Origin of the sequence: Vibrio sp. YQ_11 (assembly GCF_043103065.1) — a bacterium.
Taxonomy (GTDB): Bacteria; Pseudomonadota; Gammaproteobacteria; order Enterobacterales; family Vibrionaceae; genus Vibrio; species Vibrio parahaemolyticus.
On record NZ_JBICJM010000011.1, the window covers coordinates 302,068 to 322,182 of the forward strand.

At 47.5% G+C, this 20,115-nt stretch carries 18 protein-coding genes and 1 pseudogene; 7 read left to right on the plus strand and 12 right to left on the minus strand.

The features are described 5' to 3' along the window. Window positions 1-108: 108 nt before the first annotated feature. Complete coding sequence (locus ACF8EG_RS09760) at window positions 109-507, plus strand: hypothetical protein (protein ID WP_025502162.1); 399 nt, start codon at window positions 109-111, stop codon at window positions 505-507. Between the two features lie 220 nt (window positions 508-727). Here the strand turns inward: ACF8EG_RS09760 and ACF8EG_RS09765 are convergent, their stop codons facing one another. The 5 genes from ACF8EG_RS09765 to ACF8EG_RS09785 form a co-directional block, all read right to left on the minus strand. Continuing rightward, window positions 728-2,365, minus strand: coding sequence for a diacylglycerol kinase family protein (locus tag ACF8EG_RS09765; protein ID WP_069506329.1), 1,638 nt, complete (start codon window positions 2,363-2,365; stop codon window positions 728-730). Between the two features lie 34 nt (window positions 2,366-2,399). Further along, window positions 2,400-2,831, minus strand: a complete 432-nt coding sequence (locus ACF8EG_RS09770) for a hemerythrin domain-containing protein (RefSeq protein WP_043037197.1) — start codon at window positions 2,829-2,831, stop codon at window positions 2,400-2,402. 91 nt (window positions 2,832-2,922) lie between these two features. After that, a complete protein-coding gene (locus ACF8EG_RS09775; RefSeq protein ID WP_005466987.1) occupies window positions 2,923-3,120 on the minus strand; it encodes a hypothetical protein in 198 nt (65 codons plus the stop codon). An 8-nt stretch (window positions 3,121-3,128) separates the two neighbouring features. After that, window positions 3,129-3,305: a DUF1328 family protein gene (locus tag ACF8EG_RS09780; RefSeq protein ID WP_005478615.1), complete on the minus strand. Its 177-nt coding sequence runs from the start codon at window positions 3,303-3,305 to the stop codon at window positions 3,129-3,131. 44 nt (window positions 3,306-3,349) lie between these two features. Then, the gene (locus ACF8EG_RS09785; protein WP_024703517.1) at window positions 3,350-3,901 is read right to left on the minus strand and encodes a BON domain-containing protein; all 552 of its coding nucleotides are present in this window, start codon (window positions 3,899-3,901) and stop codon (window positions 3,350-3,352) included. A gap of 433 nt (window positions 3,902-4,334) precedes the next feature. Here ACF8EG_RS09785 and ACF8EG_RS09790 point away from each other — a divergent pair, with 433 nt between their 5' ends. Beyond that, on the plus strand, window positions 4,335-5,678 hold the full coding sequence (locus ACF8EG_RS09790; protein WP_047123652.1) for a sigma-54-dependent Fis family transcriptional regulator: 1,344 nt from the start codon (window positions 4,335-4,337) through the stop codon (window positions 5,676-5,678). A 99-nt stretch (window positions 5,679-5,777) separates the two neighbouring features. On the opposite strand, the gene ACF8EG_RS09795 is transcribed toward ACF8EG_RS09790, so the two are convergent. From ACF8EG_RS09795 to ftnA, 3 genes are all read right to left on the minus strand, one after another. Continuing rightward, window positions 5,778-6,971, minus strand: coding sequence for an NAD(P)/FAD-dependent oxidoreductase (locus ACF8EG_RS09795; protein ID WP_005496652.1), 1,194 nt, complete (start codon window positions 6,969-6,971; stop codon window positions 5,778-5,780). A 157-nt stretch (window positions 6,972-7,128) separates the two neighbouring features. After that, the gene (gene uspB, locus ACF8EG_RS09800; RefSeq protein ID WP_005394407.1) at window positions 7,129-7,452 is read right to left on the minus strand and encodes a universal stress protein UspB; all 324 of its coding nucleotides are present in this window, start codon (window positions 7,450-7,452) and stop codon (window positions 7,129-7,131) included. A gap of 90 nt (window positions 7,453-7,542) precedes the next feature. Next, the gene (ftnA, locus tag ACF8EG_RS09805; RefSeq protein WP_005467599.1) at window positions 7,543-8,070 is read right to left on the minus strand and encodes a non-heme ferritin; all 528 of its coding nucleotides are present in this window, start codon (window positions 8,068-8,070) and stop codon (window positions 7,543-7,545) included. 227 nt (window positions 8,071-8,297) lie between these two features. Here ftnA and uspA point away from each other — a divergent pair, with 227 nt between their 5' ends. Both uspA and ACF8EG_RS09815 read left to right on the plus strand, forming a co-directional pair. Further along, a complete protein-coding gene (uspA, locus tag ACF8EG_RS09810; protein WP_005467601.1) occupies window positions 8,298-8,723 on the plus strand; it encodes a universal stress protein UspA in 426 nt (141 codons plus the stop codon). A 64-nt stretch (window positions 8,724-8,787) separates the two neighbouring features. After that, the gene (locus tag ACF8EG_RS09815) at window positions 8,788-9,666 is read left to right on the plus strand and encodes a carboxylate/amino acid/amine transporter (RefSeq protein ID WP_069506327.1); all 879 of its coding nucleotides are present in this window, start codon (window positions 8,788-8,790) and stop codon (window positions 9,664-9,666) included. 70 nt (window positions 9,667-9,736) lie between these two features. Here ACF8EG_RS09815 and ACF8EG_RS09820 read toward each other — a convergent pair whose 3' ends face one another. The 3 genes and pseudogenes from ACF8EG_RS09820 to ACF8EG_RS09830 form a co-directional block, all read right to left on the minus strand. Continuing rightward, window positions 9,737-10,309, minus strand: a complete 573-nt coding sequence (locus ACF8EG_RS09820; RefSeq protein ID WP_069506325.1) for a hypothetical protein — start codon at window positions 10,307-10,309, stop codon at window positions 9,737-9,739. Window positions 10,310-10,495: 186 nt separating this feature from the next. After that, window positions 10,496-11,275 carry a class I SAM-dependent methyltransferase gene (locus ACF8EG_RS09825; RefSeq protein WP_025633267.1) on the minus strand — a complete coding sequence of 260 codons (780 nt, stop codon included), beginning with the start codon at window positions 11,273-11,275 and terminating at the stop codon, window positions 10,496-10,498. 89 nt (window positions 11,276-11,364) lie between these two features. Then, window positions 11,365-14,490, minus strand: a pseudogene (locus ACF8EG_RS09830) (ABC transporter substrate binding protein). A 128-nt stretch (window positions 14,491-14,618) separates the two neighbouring features. On the opposite strand from ACF8EG_RS09830, the gene asnC reads away from it, so the two are divergent. Continuing rightward, window positions 14,619-15,083 carry a transcriptional regulator AsnC gene (asnC, locus tag ACF8EG_RS09835; protein WP_005465258.1) on the plus strand — a complete coding sequence of 155 codons (465 nt, stop codon included), beginning with the start codon at window positions 14,619-14,621 and terminating at the stop codon, window positions 15,081-15,083. Window positions 15,084-15,149: 66 nt separating this feature from the next. Here the strand turns inward: asnC and prlC are convergent, their stop codons facing one another. Then, window positions 15,150-17,192, minus strand: coding sequence for an oligopeptidase A (gene prlC, locus ACF8EG_RS09840; protein WP_025441126.1), 2,043 nt, complete (start codon window positions 17,190-17,192; stop codon window positions 15,150-15,152). A gap of 399 nt (window positions 17,193-17,591) precedes the next feature. Between prlC and ACF8EG_RS09845 the strand changes: the two genes are divergently transcribed. After that, on the plus strand, window positions 17,592-18,431 hold the full coding sequence (locus ACF8EG_RS09845) for a 23S rRNA (adenine(2030)-N(6))-methyltransferase RlmJ (protein WP_005478729.1): 840 nt from the start codon (window positions 17,592-17,594) through the stop codon (window positions 18,429-18,431). A gap of 259 nt (window positions 18,432-18,690) precedes the next feature. Further along, complete coding sequence (gene gorA / locus ACF8EG_RS09850; RefSeq protein WP_005478739.1) at window positions 18,691-20,046, plus strand: glutathione-disulfide reductase; 1,356 nt, start codon at window positions 18,691-18,693, stop codon at window positions 20,044-20,046. Window positions 20,047-20,115 lie beyond the last annotated feature (69 nt).

The following is a 20,115-nucleotide window of genomic DNA, read 5'->3' on the forward strand; positions in this document are numbered from 1 at the left end:
TAACCCTAAAAAGAATGGTCAACATTATTGGCCATTCTTATTCAGAACCATTGATGAATATTCACACATACCAAAGCATAATGCTGAAATACTGAAAAAGAGGTCAGTATGACATTGAATAATACGCGAGTAAGGGAATTACTCATTAAAATGGCGCACCATCGCCAAACGTGTTTACCGCTTGTCGATCCTCATTCACATATGAATATTGCTCGATCAGCCTATCGGTTCGTTAAAATAGAAAAAGTGATGATCAAAAAAATGGTCGATCTATTTTTTGATCAAAATGGCGACGACTTTATCGCAGAACACGCCAACAAAACGGGAATTGCTACTCTCGGTAATTATAAAGAGATGCATTTTATGAATGCGCAATTACTGAATGAGTTAAAGCAGCTCCTCCGAGAGTTGGATGATGCCAACTTAACAGCGCTGATCTCGTACTGGGTGGCGGCGTTACAAGTCGAAAACGACGAGCTGGAAAAACATTTACCCCAAGGTGAGTAGCTCTGCTCACCTTTTTCCTTCGTTTACCTTCTCTATTTTTACCCTTCTATCTGTTGCTTTGTCTATTCTACGCATCGACCAACACAGACTTTACTTACTTTCTGCATCTATTCGCATCCACCATTAGTCGACGTTCGATATAAAAAAAACGCATCACAAGTGATACGTTTTTTGCGTCGTTGTTTGTATTCGACTCTACTCGCAGTCGTCTTCACCGACGTTAACTGGGAACAAACACATTAAGCGACTGAGGACGAATCTTGATCTCTAAACGACGGTCAGAATAGAGTTCACCGTCGATGACGTAGTCAATCGGCTTATCCGCAGTAATCGTTACCCCTGTCGCGCTCGCGTACTGAAACAGATTCGACTCATCCTGCGCACCGACGCTGGTTAATGTTAGATCCGACAACGCCACCAGGCGTCCACCCAGCGACTGAGTGTTATCAAGGTAGGTAATGTGCAGTTTCCCATCATCTGGCTGCGGCGCGCCGCCACCTTGCGCTAACACGGTACTAAATGGCGCGATGTTGGCCACGACGAAGCTGTGCACGTCCATCTCCTGACTCTCCCATCCTTGTTCACTCGCCGCTTTCCCTTCGAGGGTTACTTGCAGAGTTTGCACCTCTTCGGAAATCACAGCGTTAAAAAAGCCCGTTAAATACGCCAGTTGCCCAAAAGCATTTTTCTCTTCACGATGCGCGTGTTCAATCATCTTCTGTTCCAAGCCAATACCCAGCACCAACAGAATCAAACGCTGATTACATTCTGCGGTATCTATACGTTGGCAATGACCTGCGAGAATGGCTTCACACGCTTTTTCCACCGGTGATAACTTCACGCCGATACCATACAGCACGTGGCACAGCGCATTCGCCGTGCCCAACGGTATGATGCCGAGCTTGATGTCCGTGCCGACCAATTGGCTCGCCACTTCAGTCACCGTGCCATCGCCACCAGAGACAATCACCTGATTCACACCACTTTGTTTAGCTTGCAGTGCGAGGCTTTCTGCACTGGTGGTTTCGTCCGTTTGGCGAATGCTGAGACGATATTTTTTGGTCAACTCACGAATCACATGTTGTTCGTATTGCTGCCATTTCCCACCGCCCGCGACAGGGTTCACCACCATCCAGGTCGGCTCATCGAGTGCTAGCACACCTTTCTCACTGATCGCGCGCAGGGTTTTGATCTGCAGATTATTGAGCCTTGCAGTACTGCGCACGCGGTTAATTTTCTGCATCACCGATTCCACCGAGAGCGACGGATCTTTACTCAGTAAATAAGCCGCCACCACAAACACCGAACGGCCACGCCCAAGTGCGCAATGCACAACCACAGAGCGCCCGCAGGCGATTTGGGTATCAATCCAATTCATCGCATGACGTAAACGCTCCAAGGTCGGCGCTTTATGATCCAGAACGGGAATAGAAAGGTAGTTGAATTGCTTGTCAGTCATGGCGCTTTCTAAACCTGCGAACTCCGCCGTAACATCAACAATGCAGGAAATGTCGTGAGAGTCGAGAAACGCCAAATCGCTCGGGAATAAGCGCCGGGAAAGGTAAAGATTTTCGCTGACTTGTTGAATGGGAGGGACAGTATCGCGCCGTCTCTCCCAGGCGTTGTAGGCTTTCGCCCCGAGTAAGAAAGGAATGAATGCCCATCGAATCCACCAGACAATTTTTCCGTCTTGGCTTTTTCTAAAGATGGATGGGAAATCAAATAAATAAGCCGCACTGACTAACGCTAAGGAAAGCGAAACCCAAAGCAGCAGTAAACTCACTACGATTTGAGGTATGTAGATAGCAGCGAGCAACGCAACCAGCGCGCCAAGTAGATAATATTTGACGATGAACATTCGACCTCCTTAATCCTTATCGATGGGATAACGCTTAGCTGGCCATCTCTTCGATATAGTCATTGGCCAACTGCTGTTTTTGTTTATCGGACATCACCTTGCCTGCCATTTGGAAAAAGCGTTGCTCTTCCTCTTCCAGATGGTGCAGTACATTGTGGCGCAGTGTTTTCATGTGCGTAAGCCAAGCGGGCGAGCTCCACGCGGTATCATCCAACTGAGCGATCACTTTGTCGATGGCGTGGTGCTCAGCAATACCGTGACGTGTCATATCGATCGTCTTATCGCTCTCAATCAGCGGTGCGTAAAAGTAACGCTCTTCAGCGGCGGCATGTTGCTCAAGCTCGTGCTTTAGGTCGCGATAAAACTCTCGACGAGTTGGGGAATCTCCGGATGTTTCCATCAGTGCATCCAGCAAAAGGCGCTGTTTTTCATGACTTTCTTTTAGCACATCGAATATGTTCTTCATCTCTGACTCCTTATCGGATTAAGAATAGTTGGTAAAACAAAGGGCGGTTATCACGCCGCCCTTTTTTGCTGTTGGTGGATGAGGTGAACGCTTAACAATCTTTGTCTTCCGCGTTCAGATTCTCTTTAAGGTTTTCACAACCATCTTCAATGGCGTTTTGCGCTTCTTCCGCAGTCTCATCCAATTTTTTGCCCGCTTTTTCCATTGGCCCTTCATCACTACACGCCGCTAAAGCAAATACCAAACCAAATACTGCGGCGATACGATAAATAAATGACGTAACTCGCATGCTAACTCCTATCTATTTACGTTTTTCTTTCCAAGTATCACAAATACTATTGATACAATTAATGACAACAGGAACAGATAAAATATCACTTGCGCGACAGCTGCGGCGGCACCGGCAATACCACTAAATCCGAGCACCGCTGAAACGAGAGCCAAAGCAAGGAAAATAAACATCCAACGAACCATGGTGTTGTCTCCTTATTTTTAAAGTGAAAGCTCAATATTAGTTATTACTGAACAACTTCAATCTTATCGACAACCTTATTTACATCGTTGGTATTATTTGCAATCGATAATGCCAGATCGTGCTCGGCATCTGAGTTCACTTTACCGGTTAAGGTTACGGTTTTATTTTCTGTGGTGACATCAATGTCTGTACCACTAACGCTGGTATCCATCAGTAAACGAGTTTTCACAATAGTAGTAATTTTTGAATCCGTTAATGCAGCAAATGTATCAGAATCGGCATCTTGTTTATTTTCACTCACTACCGTTAGCTCGTTATTTACTTTTTTCACACCATCAAGGCCTGAAACCAACTCTTCTGCCAGCGACTTTTCCAAATCGTTATTGACCGAACCTGTCAGCGTAACCACCTGATTTTCAACATCAGTGTTGATATCAAAAGAGTTCAGGTTGCTGTTAAGCAGTAAGGTGGTTTCTGCTTTACCATCTAGCCAAGCGTCCATGGATTCTTTTTCCCATTTATCACTGGCTAATACTGCGGTAGATGACGTTGCAAGAACTGAAGTAAGTACAATTTTAGCTGCGATGTTATTCATGGTAATTCTCCTATATTGACGTTGCAGTTCTAATAGAGCAAAGCATGTGCCAACTTTATAAGTAACTATTTTTAAAGCGTTTATTTTAAAACAGCCGTTATATTTAAGATGAGAGAGAAACCATTCGTGAATAATTTACACAGAAGAAATGTAATTTTTAATCATTGAAGAAGAAAAGATAAATAGAGAAGAAATAACATCTCATCCTTTCGTTTATTTTTGTACGCAAAAACCATCAAGAGAGATTAATTTCTAAGGATTACAATTCCACACAACAAATAAGGAAAGAAAAACGATGTAGATATATAGTTTGCTGTTGATCTCACTATATTAATAACCAACCAGATTCTAAACAGACTTTGACAATATTTTGTCTTGTACAGCTTAAATAATACACGTACATTGTTTCTGTTATAGTGAAGAGGACATTTCTATGTCACTGCCAAGCCTGTTTCTAAGAATACAAGACCCCGCCCTCAAAGAGGCTATCGCTTCTTGTCAGGAATTACATAAGTTCCGTTTGTATGACACAGAAACGGACGATGATTGGATTGATCACTTCGTCGACGTTCAACCGGATGTCGCGATTGTCGAAGTGGCACATTTCACTCACGCTGATTACCAGCGACTTTCCGATATCGAAGCCATTTACGACATGGACTTAATCATCATCAGTTCAGGCGCGCCTAACGAGAACCTCGATAAACTGATGAACCTAGGTGCCATTTTTCACTACAGAAAACCCGTCGATCTCACCATCCTGTCTGATACGCTGACCGAAGTGAGCCAGTATTATCAACACAAGCAGGAGCAAGGACGTAAAGTCGCCACCAGCGATTTGGATCAGTTTGGTTTGCTAGTTGGCTCATCTTCTCCGATGCACCAGCTGTACCGCATGATCCGCCGTGTCGCAAAAACCGAAGCCAACGTATTGATTGTCGGTGAAAGTGGCTCAGGCAAAGAGCTTGTGGCGCAAACCATCCACCTCGCCAGCGAGCGTAAGCAGCAACCTTTTATTGCCATCAACTGTGGTGCCATTAGCCCAGAACTGGTCGATAGCGAACTGTTTGGCCACGAAAAAGGCGCATTCACCGGTGCGAACAAAAACCACCAAGGGGTATTTAAGCAAGCCGAAGGCGGCACGCTGTTTTTGGATGAAATTACGGAGATGCCGATCGAGCATCAAGTGAAACTGCTGCGTGTGCTAGAAACTGGCGAATACCGCCCAGTGGGCAGTAATATCGTCCACATCGCCAATACCCGCATCGTCGCGGCGACCAACCGCGATCCTAAAGTCGCGATCGAAGAACAATTTCTGCGTGAAGACCTATTTTTCAGGCTATCGCACTTTCCGTTAACCGTTCCACCATTGCGCGAACGTGGCGGAGACATCGTCGGATTAGCCAAACACTTTATTGCGCACCGCAACGCTAACGAATCCAAAACCAAGACGATTCTCGACTCGGCAATCCAAAAAATCGCCATGCACGATTGGCCTGGCAACGTTCGAGAACTCAAGCACACCATCGAGCGTGCGTTCATTCTCGCCGACGATACCATTAAAGATGAACATCTGATTTTCGATACGCCGCCACTGGAAACCGGTACTCGATTAGAAGATATGGTGCCTGCTGGCGTATCGTTAGAAGAGCTGGAAAAAGCCGCTATTCTCAATACGCTTGAAGAGAATCAAGGCAACAAAACGGAATCGGCTCAGGAGCTGGGTATCAGCGTTAAAACGCTGTACAACAAGCTCGAAAAGTATCAAGACGAGTAAACACACCGCAAATAGCAAAAGAGCACTGAATTCAATTCAGTGCTCTTTTTCATCGTCTCTTTCTATCTTTGCGTGCCTATCTTTACGTGCAGCGCTGGATTACACCCACTGACCTGCCACAAAGCCACTCGACCAGCACCATTGGAAGTTATAGCCACCTAACCAACCGGTAACGTCCATCACTTCTCCGATGAAGTACAAGCCTTTGATGTTTTTACATTCCATGGTTTTAGAAGACAGGTGATCGGTATCCACGCCGCCTAGTGTCACTTCCGCCGTACGGTAGCCTTCGGTGCCATTAGGTGCGATTGACCAGTTTTCTAAACGCTCCACCACGCTAGCAAGCTCTTTCGGGTTGAACTGCTTGAGAGGTTTGTCCATCAGCTCTTTACGTTCAATCAGCACTTCCACTAAACGCTTTGGCAGTACTTTTGCTAAGGTATTCTTTAGCGATTGATTTGGATGTTTCTCAAGGCTGCGCTCGAGCAGCAGAGCGATGTCTTCGTTAGGAACTAAGTTGATAGAAACTTTCTGACCCGCTTTCCAGAAAGAGGAAATTTGCAAAACCGAAGGGCCCGATAAACCGCGGTGAGTAAACAACAGCGCTTCTTTGAACATGGTGCCGTCTTCGGCGGTAATTTCCGCAGGCACAGCAATGCCAGACAGTTCAGCAAAATCTTCTTTGTCTTCTTTGTGCAGCGTAAATGGCACAAGTCCCGCCGTAGTAGGGATTACTGGCAGACCAAACTGCTCAGCCACTTTGTAACCAAATGGCGTCGCGCCCAGTTTTGGCATGGAAAGGCCACCGGTCGCAATCACCAAAGATTCGCACTCAACAGGCTCAGTACCCGCGTGCAGACGAAAGCCTTCTTCGGTTTTCTCAATGGTGTGCACATCGCATTGGTAACGCTGTTGAATGTTTGGCATGTCACACTCGGCCAGCAGCATCTTCACAATGTCTTTGGCGGTAAAGGCATCGACACAAAACAATTGGCCGTGGTCGCGCTCTTCAAACTCGATGCCGTGTTTGCTGACCATGGAGATGAAGTCCCAGTTGGTGTATTGCGACAGCGCCGATTTCACGAAGTGTGGGTTTTGGCAAAGGTAGTTGCTGGCTGATACGTCGTAGTTGGTGAAGTTGCAGCGGCCACCACCAGAGATAAGGATTTTACGTCCTGGCTTTTTGGCATGATCCAGCACAAGCACACTGCGTCCGCGCTTGCCTGCTTCTGCAGCACACATCAAACCCGCGGCTCCCGCGCCAATTACAACAACATCAAATTTCTTACTCATCGGTCGCTCTTAGGCTCTATCCAAAATCCAAAACAATAAAAAAGGATGTGCTTATTGCACATCCTTGCTTTCTAAGAGCGCCATTCTACCGACAAATGTCGAAAGGGAAAAGCGCTTAAATTCCAAGCATCGCCTAGTACGGCTTAGCTGGAAAGACCTACAAGATGAAGGCCGCCAGTAGGGTAACACCAAGCAACGCGGTTGATAGCACAAACAACTCACGCACCCGTTCACACTTGCCTGTGAATATCTCATCATGGTGATGGTGATACTCTTTGCTTTTAATGTAGTGGAACAAACGCACCTGTTTGGTGACGTTACCGTGAGTGGTGAAGAAACCATTGCCATCCACTTGTTGATACAACAATGGGTGCGCTTCACGCATGATGTAAATAAGAGAACGAAGAGCGGTGAGATAACGGATCATATTGACCCCCGTTACTACCATTAGCGCAAATAAGATTGTGTCTCCACTGATCATCTTTTCCTCCCTACATCTTCAACAATGCTCAAGAGAAAAAGACGATCAATGCTTCGTCTTTTAACCGCTACTTATCGCGTTGAGAACGCTTTACGCAGCTGGAGCACCCATGATTGAAGATGAACCTTCTTTCGCCATTTGAGCTAGATCTTTGTCGATGAAGAACAATGCTTTGCCGTCCTCACCAACCAATTCGATCTTATCTAAAATCCCTTTAAACAACTTCTCTTCTTCGTGCTGTTCTGACACGTACCACTGTAGGAAGTTAAACGTTGAGTAGTCTTGGCTTGTAAATGCAACATGCGCCAATTTATTGATTTTTTCCGTGATCATTTGCTCATGTTCGTAGGTTTCACGGAAAACATCACCTAGGCTTGCGAAATCATGTTTTGGTGCTTCAATCGCGCCTAGGATAGGCATTGAGCCAGTTTCACTCACATACGTGAACAGGCGTTGCATGTGCTCCATCTCTTCTACGGCGTGTGCACGTAAAAATTCAGCCGCACCTTCAAAACCTTTGTCTTCACACCAAGCACTCATTTGTAAGTATAGATTGGATGAGAAAAATTCTAGGTTAATTTGCTCATTCAATTGTTCGACCATAGTTTGAGACAGCATGTTAACTCCTATTTATGTGCATGCGTTTTACACCACTATAACATGATTACTGAGACAAGACTTTGTACCTACAATAATGATATGAGATCACTTCGGCAAAATTTCTCAAGGGTTAGTGCTAATCTGAAACTATACCCAAGTGACTTCATAAATGTCGAAGTCAGGGCCTTGGCACTGAGGTCAGTTCGAGGTTGCTTAGGTATACGACCTTACAAGGAGATAGCAATATGAGTTACAAACACATACTTGTGGCAGTCGACCTTTCAGACGACAGTAAAGTGTTGATTAAGAAAGCCGTATCACTGGCTAAACCTCTGGATGCGAAAGTCTCTTTTATTCACATCGACGTGAATTACGCAGAGCTCTACACCGGGCTTATCGATATCAACATGGCAGAAGCGCAGCATCAAGCGATGGAAGCGTCTCGTACCCAATTGGCAAACTTTGCGGAGTACGCTCAATACCCAATCACTCATACTTTAGTCGGCAGTGGTGATTTAAGTAACGAGTTGTGCGACACCATCAAAGATTACAGTATCGATTTAGTGGTTTGTGGTCATCACCAAGATTTCTGGAGCAAGATTCTCTCTTCAACTCGTCAACTGATTAACTGTTCACCAGTCGATATGCTGGTCGTACCGCTAAAAGACTGATTGGCGCGACGTTAAAACTTGGTTAGACTGCGGGCACATTTGTTGTTGATAAAGATTCTCATCTATGGCTTATCTATCCGCAGTTACCCTGCTTTGGGCATTTTCATTCAGCCTGATCGGCGTTTACCTTGCTGGTCAGGTTGATTCTTGGTTCTCCGTGTTCATGCGTGTGGCACTGGCCAGCGTTGTATTCATTCCTTTCCTTAAATTCCGCGGCGTAAGCAAATCTCTGATCGCGAAACTGATGATCGTCGGCGGCTTTCAGCTCGGTTTGATGTACTGCTTCTACTACCAGTCTTTCTTACTCCTTTCTGTTCCAGAAGTGTTGCTGTTCACTGTATTCACACCGATTTATGTAACGCTGATTTACGACTTCCTGAAAGGTCGTTTTTCGCCTTGGTATTTAGTCACTGCGCTGATCGCAGTCGCGGGTGCGGCATGGATCAAATTCGCTGGCATTAACGAAAACTTCCTAATGGGCTTTTTGGTCGTACAAGGGGCAAACCTCTGTTTTGCCATCGGTCAGGTGGGCTACAAATACATCATGGAAAGTGAGCCCGTCGATTTACCACAGCACACCGTGTTTGGTTACTTCTACTTGGGTGCGCTTTGTGTAGCAACCGTGGCTTTCGCGCTCATGGGCAACCTCGACAAACTGCCAACCACTGCAACCCAATGGGGCATTTTGACCTACCTTGGTTTAATTGCATCAGGCTTTGGTTACTTTGCGTGGAACAAAGGGGCGACCTTAGTGAATGCCGGCGCGTTAGCGGTAATGAACAACGCGTTAGTGCCAGCAGGCCTGATTGTGAACATCGTAATTTGGAACCGAGACGTTGACATCGTGCGCCTCGCGATTGGCGGCGCGATCATCATGCTATCGCTGTGGATTAACGAAACGTGGGTGAAAAAACGCGTTAAAATGAGCTACGCCAATAAGTAACGTGCCTTTCTCGACACATATTCCAGCAATAAAAAACGCTCTCCAACTGGAGAGCGTTTTTTTAATTCAATTAATGCACTTTGGCTTGCGAGCTTACGCCCATCAACGCATTAGGCGGCGTTGGTAACAACACTTCCAACTTCGCATTGCGGGCTTCCAGTTTGCGTTGACGCTTGAGCAACTTCTGCTGTTTTTTTGCCACTTTTAGCAGCTTTTTCTGCTGTTTGTAGTGTTTTTTCAGTGCCTTTTTCGCTTTCTTAAGCGCTTTTTTGTCGGCCAAATCAAACAGTGCAGGAGCCGCCATCGACACTGGTGTCACCACTTTCGCAGCTTGTTTCTTCTCTTTCACTCGCTCGACCACACGTTTCACGATCGCCGCCTTTTCTGCGCTGTGTTTTGGCGTGACGGAAATGGATTGCGCAGGCAGCGCTTCAGCTAACAGACCGCATGCTTGTTGCTCGTTTAACGACTTGCCTTGGCATTTTTGTGGAGGAATTGCGGCAGGCTTACACAATGAGTCTTTAGAAGCGGAAGAGCGTGCACAAGAGCGACAAACGAACTTAGGTGCTACGACCAAACGGTGAATGTCACCCAAGTTGGCCGCAATTTGTTTGCGGTTCATCTTACATAAGCGTTTAGACATTCGACTACTCCAGCTTCCCAATTATCGACAGCATCACAACAAGTGAAATAATAATAATTCTTAGTTAGATATACAGTCAGAGTGTCGAATTAGCAAGTGAAAACTATCAATAGTGTTCAGGAAAGAATGGCAGTGTCACAGCACTTGGTTCAATGCTGTGACGAGAAGTTTTTGCGAGTCAGGAGGTTATGCCATCGAGGCTTTGACGTAGACGTCGAAACGGTTCTTTTTGGTTTCAATCGCCATACTTGGCTTTTGCTCGTTCAGCCAATTCGCGTAGTCCGGGCGCTTAACCACCACGCGTTTCGTTGCCAAGGCCAGAGCAGGTTCAAGCAATCCATCAGCATCCAAATCCGCTCCCACCAAAGATTGGAAGACGCGCATCTCTTTTTTCACCAACGCGGATTTCTTTTTGTTTTCTGGGTGCGGGTACATCGGGTCGAGATACACCACATCCGGTTTCACAAACTCGCTGTCTTGCGCCAGTTGATCCAGCGCGTCATGGCTGGAGGCATGGATCAGCGACATACGCTCAGATACCCACGTGCCGATTTCTGGGTCTTGTTTCGCGCGAGCCAAACCGTCATCCAACAAGGCCGCCACGACTGGGTGACGCTCGACCATCTGCACTTTACAACCTAGCGATGCGAGCACAAACGCATCACGACCAAGGCCAGCCGTGCCGTCTAACACGGTTGGGGTTGCACCTTTGTTCATGCCTGCGGCTTTTGCGATCGCTTGCCCTTTACCGCCACCGAATTTACGGCGATGACCCACCGCGCCACCAATCAAATCGACAAAAATCGCACCGAGCTTAGGCTCATCGACTTTACGCAGCTCTAAACGCTCCGCAGTCAGCACCAAAGCAAAGTCGCTCTCGTCAGTGTGAGAAAGCTGCCAACGCGCAGCCAGTTCGTCGAGATGAGATTGTTGAGACGGGTCTTCACAGATCAATTGCAGTTGCAAAAGGAGGCTCCAATAAAAATCGAGGTAACTGGCGCTGAGTGTATACCCAAGTTACCTCTAAAAGCTAGATTGGCGGCGAGATGCCAAGGTTAAAGCGAAGAGAGATTCTCGACCAATTCTGCCAACGGTTTCGGGTGACCAATGCCATAGCCCTGGCCGTAATCCACACCAAGGTCGATCAAGTGCTGCATGACTTGTTCGTTTTCGACAAATTCCGCCACCGTTACTTTGCCAAGCTGCTTCGCCAAATCATTGATGGAGCGAACCATCACTCGGTCCATCTCATTCACGTCGATATCTCGCACGAAAAGGCCATCAATTTTCACGATATCTACAGGAAGTTTCTTCAAGTAACCAAAAGACGACAAGCCCGAACCAAAATCGTCCAGCGCAATCATACAGCCGAGCGATTTGGCTCTGGTGAAAAAGTCGATGGCTTGATCTAAATTGCCCATGGCCGCCGTCTCTGTGATTTCTAAACAGATTTTTTCGCACGGCATGGTCGAGTTTTTCAATCGTTCGAAGAGAAAATCGATAAATTCCTGATTCCCCATGGATTGACCAGAAAGGTTAATCGAGCAACGCCCCAACTTTTCCACTACGTCTGGTCGCTGTTCAAACCATTCAAGCGCTTGGTTGATCACCTGCTTATCAATCCAATGCGCAATGTTATAACGCTCGGAAGCGGGAATGAAAATCGCCGGAGAGACGTAGTTACCCTGCGCGTCACGAATACGCACCAAAATCTCGAAATACATCAGTGACTCTGGCGACTACAAATTCATCACTCGTTGAGCAAACAGCTCCAAGCGCTGATTGGATAACGCCTCGTGCACCAAGTTGACGCTCTGCATTTCCATCTGGCGACGCTGCAACTCTTCATTGTCTAAGCTGAATAGATTGTAACGGTTACGCCCCTGCTCTTTCGCCGCATGGCAGGCCGAATCTGCTTGCGCGTGCACCATTTGCGGCGTTTCTGCCGTGTGGTCGATGATACGAATGCCGACCGAGCAACTGATGAATAAGCGTGTGTCTTCCCAGATAAACAGGTGCTCACCCAATGTGGAGATAATCACCTTCGCAATATTGATCGCGCCATACTCGTCGCAATCTTTCAGTAGCACCGCGAATTCATCGCCGCCCATTCTCGCCAGCACGGAATTGTATGGCAGCACCTCTTCCAACATGCTGGCGCAAAATTGAATCGCAGCATCGCCCGCATCGTGCCCAACGGTGTCATTAAGCACTTTCAACTGGTCGAGATCGAGGTACAACATCGCGTGCACTCGGCGGTGGCTATCCACTTCACGCAGCGCGGTTTTCAACTCCAACTCAAAGTGGTTGCGGTTGTATGTCCCCGTCAATAAGTCATAACGCGCCTGATACTCTAACTTCTCAGCCAAAAGTTTGGGCTCTGAAATGTCTTCACCCACAATCAGCAACTGATCGGAATCGTTGAGCGGTCGAATGTTTTCGCGTACCCAAACACTGTGCCCGTCAGCATGGCGATACTCGATTTCACGTCGCCACACATCATGAACTTGATGACTCGGTTGCAACAACACCTGACGTGGGAACAGCGCTTTGTCATCAAGATAGAATTCTCGCAGACGATGGCCGAGCATCTCAATCGGCTCGTAGCCCAACAACAGTTGCGCGAATCGGTTCACTTCTTGGATGCGGTTGTGACTGTCGAGCGTCACCATCATCACGGGCTGCTGCTCGTAGTAATTACGCAAGCTCGACTCACGCTGATAGAGCTTATCTTCCATCAACTTACGGCTGGTGATATCACGCGCCTCAAACAGATACTGCTTTTGTTTGCCTACCTGCTGGGAGAACGGCTTTAAGGAAATTTCGAGCACCATAGAGCCGTGCTCTTTGCTCCAGATTTCGGCTTCAAATGTCGAAACTTGTTGCTGCGGTGCATCAAAATAATCGGCGATCGCGTGGCGTGCTTGTTCACTCCAGTTTTGATGTAACCAAAGTGGCTTATCTAAGCGTAATTCCTGATGATAGAGCAAAGATTGCAGACGATCGTTGCCAGATTTAAGCAAACCATGTTTATCCAAAATCCCCATGTACTGCATACTTTGGTCAAAAATGGACTCTAAAATCGCCTGGCTTTCACGAGCAGCTGTCTCGCTGCGACGAATGCGTTGCAAGTAGTAGCTCAGTAGCAAAATGGCCACCAGCATCAACACGAACAAACTGCCAAACAAGCGAATTTCTTTGGCGAAACGCTCCGAAAATTCCATCGGCTTATTAAAAAAGACCGCCGAGGATTCTTGCTCTGCGCCCAACCCCCAGCGCACGACCGCTTGGTAATCGAGCTTGATTTCAGAATCGCCATTCACCACCGGAGGTAATGGTTCTTGTGGGTGGTCGAGCACCTGTTCAAGTAATCTAGCCGCTTCAACACCTTGGCGATAACCGCTTTGAATCACGCCGCCCACCGCGCCATGACCCAAACCTACGTCGTGTACCATAAACAATGGCGCGTTGGAGGCCTTGTTGATCTGAATCCAGTCACGTTCGCTGCCGACCACGCCATCTTTGTCGCGGTAGTAAGTCCAAAACAGCACCACATTTTCTTTATTGAGTTGAGCGATTTTTTGCTTCAATGCTTCAACATTGTCAGGGACGAGTTGAGTGATCTTGTTGCGATAACGGTCATGTTGTTGGATAAAATCGTCAATCTCGTCGCGAAGTATCGCACCAGTCACCGAATGATCACTAATGATGTAAATCTGCTTATTGTCTGGATGCAAACGCTCGATCAGCGCTAAGTTCGCTTCTAAATCGACGTTCTCAATCACGCCGGTTGCGTTAAGTGATTGATGAAAGGAAGGACGGTAATTGTTGATGCCACAGAAAATCACTGGCGTGTCTTTGATCAGCGGCGCCAAGTGTTGCATCAATTCCAATGCATTGTTGTCCGTCACCAAAATGGCATCAAAACGCTCATCGCTCAACTTGGTGCGATAGAGTGATTCGAGCTGGGTAAAAAACTGCTCGCTCTGGTTGCGCTTGGAATCCAAGTATAAGACGCGCATGTCCATCTCACGATCATCGAGTTGTTGATCGATCCCGCGCTGAATGGAATCCGTCCAAAAGAATCCTTGGTGATAAGAATGGACGACAAGCACCTTCGGCTCTTGAGCAAGTGTCAGTTCACTCCAGGCACATGCACTCCAGAATAAGGCGACCAAAATCAGAAAACGCTGCACATTCTCTCCATAGCATCGGAGTTAACCCGCAGTTACCCCTGCCAAACCTTGTGAATCGTGTCCGCTGTGAGTATAAAAAAGACATAACTCTCATACCCAACGGAAATAATAGTATGAATGCGAGCCTGCCGAAACTCGACGACCTTGACCGCGCAATCTTAAAAACACTTATGGCAGACGCCAGAACGCCTTACGCCGAAATGGCTAAGCAGTTCGATGTCAGCCCTGCCACCATTCATGTGCGTATCGAGAAAATGAAATCGGCTGACATAATCGAGGGTACGGAGGTGATCGTAAATACCAAGAAGCTCGGCTACGATGTGTGTTGCTTTATTGGTATTAACCTTAACGCGGCGCGTGACTACCATTCCGCGTTAGAAAAACTCAATGCTCTCGATGAGGTAGTGGAAGCTTACTACACCACAGGCGCGTATAACATATTCGTCAAATTGATGTGCAAATCGATTGAAGAACTGCAATTTGTGCTGATTGATAAGCTGCAAGCCATTGATGAGGTTCAGTCCACGGAGACATTGATATCGTTGCAAAACCCGATCAACCGCAACGTGAATCCGTAAAATTTTTTATAAAAAATGTACAAAAAAGGCCAACCGAACGGTTGGCCTTGGTGTTTTTTGCTCAATTTACGCCGCAATACCCGAATGGCGCAGCAGTGCATCGATTTGTGGTTCACGACCACGGAAGCGCTTAAACAGCTCCATTGGCTCTTCACTGCCACCCATTTCTAGAATGTTGTTCAGGAAGCTTTGACCCGTCTCTTTGTTGAAGATACCTTCTTCTTCAAAACGAGAGAATGCGTCTGACGACAACACTTCTGCCCATAGGTAGCTGTAGTAACCCGCGCTGTAACCACCAGCGAAGATGTGACCGAAGCTGTGTGAGAAACGCGCCCATTCAACCGCTGGAACAACCGCCACTTTCTCTTTCACTTCTGCCAAGGTTTCCAGCACACGTGCACCCACTTCTGGGTCATATTCGGTGTGAAGCGTGAAGTCGAACAAGCCGAATTCTAGCTGACGCAAAATACCCATCGCAGATTGGAAGTTTTTCGCCGCGAGCATTTTGTCTAGCATCACTTTTGGTAGCGGCTCGCCCGTTTCGTAGTGACCAGAAATGAACGCCAGCGCGTCTTCTTCCCAACACCAGTTTTCTAGGAACTGACTTGGTAGCTCAACCGCATCCCAAGGTACGCCATTAATACCTGATACCGCGCCAGTTTCTACCTGCGTCAGCATGTGGTGGATGCCGTGACCAAATTCATGGAAAAGTGTCACAACTTCATCGTGCGTAAACAGTGCTGGCTTGTCGCCTACTGGACGGTTGAAGTTACAGGTTAGGTACGCAACCGGCGTTTGCAGTTCACCAGATAACGTAATACGACGACCACGACAGTCATCCATCCACGCGCCGCCACGTTTGTGTTCACGAGCGTAGAGATCTAGGTAGAAACTGCCACGGAGTGTGCCTTCAGCATCAAAGATATCGAAAAAGCGCACAGATTCGTGCCAAGTGTCTACGCCTTCACGCTCAGTAACGGTCATGCCAAACACGCGGTTTAACACTTCAAACAGACCGCTCACGACTTTTGACTCTGGGAAGTATGGGCGCAGCTCTTCGTCCGAGATTTGGAACAAGTGCTGTTTTTGCTTCTCGCTGTAGTAAGCGATATCCCACACGTTCAGCTCTTCAACGCCAAATTCGCCCTTAGTAAACTGACGCAACTCTTCAATTTCGCGCTCACCCTGCGGTTTCGCACGTGTCGCTAAGTCATTTAGGAAGCCAAGCACTTGAGCCGGAGTTTCTGCCATTTTCGTCGCCAACGACTTCTCACTGAAGGTGTTGAAGCCCAGCATACGTGCGATTTCATGACGCAGTTTCAGCTGCTCAGTAATGATTTCTGAGTTATCCCATTTGCCTGCGTTTGGACCACGATCAGAAGCGCGCGTCACGTACGCTTCGTACACTTCTTTACGCAACTCTTGGTTGTCGCAGTACGTCATGACAGGTAGGTAAGATGGGATATCCAGCGTGATCAGGTAGCCATCGAGCTCTTTTGCTTCTGCAGCGGCTTTTGCTGCTGCCAACGCCGATTCTGGCATACCCGCGAGGTCTTTCTCATCCGTGATGTGCTTGGTCCAACCCATGGTGGCATCCAGCACATTGTTGGAGAATTTAGAGCTCAGCTCAGACATGCGTTTGCTGATCTCGCCGTAACGGTGCTGCTCGTCTGATGGCAAGCCGATGCCCGACAATTCGAAGTCACGTAGCGCATCGGTGATGGTTTTCTGCTGGGCACGCGTTAGCGTTGCAAATTCTTCGCTCGCTTTGATGGTTTTGTACGCTTCGTACAGGCCTTTGTGCTGACCAACCCAAGTGCCGTATTCCGACAAAATTGGTAGGCAGCTTTCGTACGCTTCACGCAGAGCTTCGCTGTTCACCACAGAGTTCATGTGACCAACTGGCGACCAAATGCGGCTCAGGCGGTCATCAATTTCTTCTAGAGGAGCAATCACATTTTCCCAAGTTGGGTTGGTGTTGTCTTTAAGCACCTCTTCAACTTTGGCGCGACAATCTGCAATCGCCTGCTCGACAGCAGGTTTAATGTGTTCTGGTTTGATTTGCGAAAACGGAGGTAGGTCCGTAAACGTTAGAAGTGGATTAGACATGAATAATTCCTTTTGTGTTTTGGCTCTATGACTGCCCATAAAATAGGCCGACCCAATGCACAAGTAAGCCGACAACATGGATTGGGGGAGCTCCGTTCCCTTTCTCTATGCTGCGATGACCAGATGATCAACGAGAGCTTGCTCTGTCCTTGAGTCTTATTCTGCCTAAGTGGCAGAGCACTCTATTGGAGCACTGCGATCCCACTTAGGTTCAATATGTTTAGTAAGTATGGGTGACTTAAAGAGATTTCAATAGTGAGTACATTTTAAGTCGCGCAAAATCAAACGGAGATTCTGCATCTGCAAGGATGTTGGGTATAATACCCTCAACACAGCGAAAATTTATTGTATCTGAAATCACAGACCACACTCAGCCAAAGAGTGTTTCGAGAGTTTAATTTGTTAAGTTACCGCCACAGCTTCCACGCTGGCAACCATGCCGACGTGGTCAAACACATCGTTCAAAGCCTCATTCTTGATGCGCTGAAACAAAAAGATAAGCCATTCGTTTATCACGATACCCACTCGGGTGTGGGCCGTTACGATCTGACTCACGAATGGTCTGAGAAAACGGGCGAATACAAACAAGGCATCGCTCGTATTTGGGATAACCCAAACATTCCTGAAGACATCAAAAGCTACATCGATGCAATCAAAGCACTCAACAACGGCGATAAGCTGCGTTACTACCCAGGCTCACCGCGCGTGGCGCGTGCGCAAATCCGCCCACAAGACCGCATGGTGCTGACAGAACTGCACCCAGCCGATCATCCATTGCTGGAGCAAGAATTCCATCGCGACCGCCAAGTCAGCATCTACAAAGAAGACGGCTTTAAGCGTCTAAAAGGCAGCCTACCACCGCAAGAACGTCGTGGCTTGGTACTGATTGACCCGCCATACGAGCTAGCTAAAGAGTACCGCGATGTGGTGCAAGCGATTTACCAAAGTCACAAACGTTGGGCAACGGGCATCTACGCGATTTGGTACCCAGTGGTAAACCGTCACGACATCGAAGACATGATTGAAGGTCTAGAAAGCCTCGGCATTCGTAAAATTCTGCAAATCGAGTTAGGTGTCGCACCAGATACCAACGAGCGCGGCATGACGGCATCCGGCATGATTGTGATTAACCCACCGTGGAAACTGGAAAGCCAGATGAAAGAGATTCTGCCATTCCTGCAAGACGCGATCGCACCAGCCACCGGCCACTGGAAAGTGGACTGGATTGTGCCAGAGTAAGCACTTCTGCACCGAAACCTCTCAGCGCAACGACATTCTCGTTGCGTTTTTTTATACTCTCAACCCCGCCGTCTGATCGCGCTTATTCTTCTTTTTGTACCTCTCATCGCTATTTGTCATAAGCAATGTCACTTTTTCCCATTTAGGAATTCGTTACATTCGATTTATGATAGTGGGATAACGGTGGCATTGAGTTCAGGCAAGGTCATCCCAATCTATCTATGTACCAGATAAAATTTATAAGCTCTTGGAGAAAGTAATGGCGACTCATTTTGACTATATCTGTATCGGTGGCGGCAGTGGCGGCATCGCATCTGCAAACCGTGCGGCGATGTACGGCGCGAAAGTTGCGCTAATCGAAGCTCAAGATCTCGGTGGTACCTGTGTAAACGTAGGTTGTGTACCGAAGAAAGTGATGTGGCACGGCGCACAAATCGCAGAAGCAATGAACCTGTACGCAGAAGATTACGGTTTTGATGTCGACGTGAAAGGTTTCGACTGGAGCAAACTGGTTGAGAGCCGTCAGGCGTACATTGGTCGTATTCACCAATCTTACGATCGCGTTCTTGGCAACAACAAAGTTAACGTGATTAAAGGCTTTGCTAAGTTCGTTGACGAGAAAACCGTCGAAGTAAACGGTGAACACTACACAGCGGATCACATCCTGATCGCGGTTGGTGGTCGTCCTACTATTCCAAACATTCCAGGCGCTGAATACGGCATCGATTCAAACGGCTTCTTCGACCTAGCAGAGCAACCAAAACGCGTTGCGGTTGTGGGCGCAGGCTACATCGCAGTTGAAATTGCTGGCGTGCTGCACGCACTAGGTACAGAAACGCACCTGTTCGTACGTAAAGAGTCACCACTGCGTAGCTTCGACCCTATGATCATCGATACGTTGGTTGAAGTGATGGAAGCAGAAGGCCCAACACTGCACACCCATTCTGTACCAAAAGAAGTGGTAAAAGAAGCCGATGGCAGCCTAACTCTGCACCTAGAAAACGGTGAGAGTCAAAACGTTGACCAACTGATTTGGGCAATCGGTCGTCACCCAGCAACTGATGCAATCAACCTAGCGTCAACTGGCGTTGCAACGAACGAAAAAGGCTACATTAAGGTAGACGAATACCAAGAAACCAACGTGAAAGGCATCTACTGTGTGGGTGACATCATGGAAGGCGGTATCGAGCTAACGCCAGTAGCCGTGAAAGCGGGTCGTCAACTTTCTGAGCGTCTGTTCAACAACAAACCAAACGCGAAGATGGACTACGATTTGGTACCAACTGTGGTATTTAGCCACCCACCCATCGGCACTATCGGTCTTACAACGCAAGAAGCGGAAGAGAAGTACGGCAAAGACAACATCAAAGTCTACACATCTGGCTTTACGGCGATGTACACCGCCGTTACTAAGCACCGTCAACCATGTAAGATGAAGCTTGTATGTGCGGGCGAAGAAGAAACGGTGGTTGGTCTACACGGCATCGGTTTCACGGTAGATGAAATGATCCAAGGCTTCGGCGTAGCAATGAAGATGGGCGCAACCAAAGCAGACTTCGACTCTGTTGTGGCTATCCACCCAACGGGCTCAGAAGAGTTCGTAACGATGCGTTAATTGCGCGCTAATCGCATTGCTGATTTCAGCGAATCATTTGAAAAGGTCACCTTAGGGTGACCTTTTTTT